Raw genomic sequence first — 2,853 nt, forward strand, 5'->3', positions numbered from 1 at the left:
GTCCCAACCCGCCCACTTCAGTCCAGGCCCACTCCCCGCGGAGCCACCGCCGCATGCCGCAAGCGCGGGCGCAGCGGCCAGACCGAGACCGGCGAACATGCCCGCCTTGAGGATGTTGCGGCGGTCAAGAGTAGCGGCGGCAGCCGCCTCCTTGATCACATTCCTGCTTCTGAACACAGTCGTCCCTTCCGCTGACGGTACGTCGCCGTAGAGCAGCCCTTGATCGTTTCGCCGCGTCACGGCGCCTGGTCGAGCTTGTGGGCGCAGGTTCGCGGGCCCTCGGTGTCATCGATATAACTTCTGTGTTACCGATAAAACGGGGACCGTAGGGGTGTTTGCCACAGCAAGTCAAGAGGTCTGCATGAACGTGACGGTGACCGTCGCAGCGCCGCCCGCACTGGGGCGTCATCGAGAGGGGCCCGGCATGCCCCCTGACCACTTCGCGGATCTTCCCCCAGGTCACTGGTGTTCTCTGCGGCGCGAGGCATACGCATGACACACCCGGGGGACGCATGACGACAGCCCCCAGCGATCCTGCGGCCCTGATCGGCGCGACGATACGGGCGGGCGGAGCGAACGTCCTTGACTGTCGCGTTTCCTGCCCACCAGAATGAGCGAATGGGTTTTACCGATCAACCTTCGGTTCCGCCGCGCGGCCGCAGGCCAGCCGCTGAGGGAACGTCCGGGTCGCCAAGGCCGACCATGGCCATGGTGGCGGCGCGGGTGGGAGTTTCCAAGCAGACCGTTCACTACGCCTTGAACTCCCCGGACCGTCTCAGCCCAACGACCTTGCGGCGGGTCCTCAAAGCGGTCGACGAGTTGGGTTACCGACCCAACCAGGCTGCGCGTTCACTGCGAACGCAGTCTCCGCGAGCCGTGGGCTTTCGGCTGTTGCCGACCACCGAAGGTCAGTCGGGCGGGGTATGGGCGAGCTATCTCTACGAACTCTCGGTAGCGGCACACCGAGCCGACCACGCGGTCTACTGCCATCCCGCCGCCACCGACGAGGAAGAGATCCAGGTCATCCAGGAGATCTTCAGCACGAACACCGTCGACTGCTTCGTGATCACTTCCACGCAGGACCACGACCCTCGTATCACCTTCCTGCGCGAACGCGGCATTCCCTTCGTCTCCTTCGGGCGCCCCTGGGGTCATCCCATGTCGGACACGTGGTGGGTCGACGTTGACGGCGCCGCCGGTATGGAGCAGGCCGTGGACCATCTCGCCGAATGCGGTCACCGGCGCATTGCCTACTTGGGCTGGGACGGGCCCAGCGGGTTCGGGGACGACCGGGAGTCGGGCTGGCGCCGCGCCATGCGTTCACACGGCTTCTCGACCCGTGATCTCGCGGCCCGCGGGCCCGACGAAATCAGCACGGGCCGGGAACTCGCCGGCCGACTCCTCGACAGGAAGACGCCGCCGACAGGATTCGTGTGCGTCAGCGACACGATCGCGATCGGTGCGCTCCGAGCGTGCCGGGAGCGGGGACTGGCCGCCGGCCGTGACGTCGGCGTCGTGGGATTCGACGACAGCGTCGGCGCACACTTTGTCGACCCGGGATTGACCAGCCTCGCCCAGCCACTGGAACTGGTCGCACGACACACCATGCGCCTCCTCCTCGACCGGCTCAAGGACCCGAACGCCAAGGCCGAACAGGTCCTGCTCCGGCCCACCCTCGTGGTCCGGGAAAGCACCGTACCCCTGTGATCCCCCACGGGCCTTCCCCCGTGATGGTGGACACGCTTCGTTGATCACGCGGCGAGCGTGGGCTTGGCCGCGTGGTGTCGGCGTTCGTATGCGTATGGGCTGAGGTGGTGGTTGGCGGAGTGTCGGCGGCGGGTGTTGTAGTGGACGAGCCAGTGACCCCGCAGCGGGACCCAGGAACCGATCAACATCGGCGAAAAGAACTACAACCCTGGCACAGAACAACCTGGACTACTACGCCAAGGTCACCGACCCCCCCCGGGCCGTCGATGAGCGACGCGATCGCCTCCATCGACAGCTCCAAGATCGGGTCCGCGGGCTGCTCGGCCTACACCTACATGCGACGCAGCGCCGACCCGTTCGTCACGGACCCCTTCGACTAGTTCCACGAGACTCGTACCGGGGGCGCGTTCACCTTCACCACCGCTGAGGGCGGCTACCTCCAGCAGTTCCTGTACGGATTCACCGGCCTGCGCTGGGGCACGAACGCCTTCGAGATCGACCCGTCGCTGCCACCGCAGCTGCCCGGCGTCGACCTCACCGGACTGAAGTGGCAGGGCAGGACCTTCGACCTCGACGTCGGGCCGGACACGACCGAAGTGCATCTGCGCTCCGGCGCCGCCCTGCCCGTCACCGTCGCCTGCGGATCCGTGCAAACAGTGAAGCCGGGATCGACCCTGCGGATCCCCACCCGCCAGCCCGCCAAGACCCCTACCACCGACATTGCCCGCTGCAAGACGGTCACCGCGTCCACCACCGATCCCAGCTACCCGGCGGTAGGAGCGGTCGACGGAAACGGCAGCGTCGGATGGTCCAGCAAGACCGGCGGCGCGCAGTGGATCGCCGTCGACCTGGGCAAGTCGTACACCATCAACCACGTGACCCTCGACTGGAAGGCGGCCTACGCAAAGGCATACCGGATCCAGACCTCGACGAACGGCTCGACCTGGAAGACGATCCACTCCATCTCGGCCGGAACCGGCGGCACCGACGATCTCACCGTCTCGGGCAAGGGCCGCTACATCAGGATGTACGCCACCACCGGCGCGACATCGAGCGGATACGCCCTCTCCCGCTTCGAGGTCCACGGAACGGCCACCGGCCGCTGAGGCGGCGGGCTGCCGGTGACCTCGGTCATCGTCGCCGAGA

At 66.9% G+C, this 2,853-nt stretch carries 2 protein-coding genes and 1 pseudogene; all 3 read left to right on the plus strand.

Annotated elements, in window-relative coordinates:
- Nucleotides 1-708 precede the first annotated feature (708 nt).
- A pseudogene (locus FNH08_RS54290) lies at nucleotides 709-825 on the plus strand (LacI family DNA-binding transcriptional regulator); the annotation flags it as partial.
- Between the two features lie 66 nt (nucleotides 826-891).
- Nucleotides 892-1,707, plus strand: coding sequence for a substrate-binding domain-containing protein (locus FNH08_RS48230; protein WP_228034830.1), 816 nt, complete (start codon nucleotides 892-894; stop codon nucleotides 1,705-1,707).
- A 467-nt stretch (nucleotides 1,708-2,174) separates the two neighbouring features.
- Complete coding sequence (locus FNH08_RS48235; protein ID WP_407704601.1) at nucleotides 2,175-2,813, plus strand: discoidin domain-containing protein; 639 nt, start codon at nucleotides 2,175-2,177, stop codon at nucleotides 2,811-2,813.
- Nucleotides 2,814-2,853: the final 40 nt, after the last annotated feature.

This window comes from Streptomyces spongiae (assembly GCF_009377185.1).
Lineage (GTDB): Bacteria > Actinomycetota > Actinomycetes > Streptomycetales > Streptomycetaceae > Streptomyces > Streptomyces spongiae.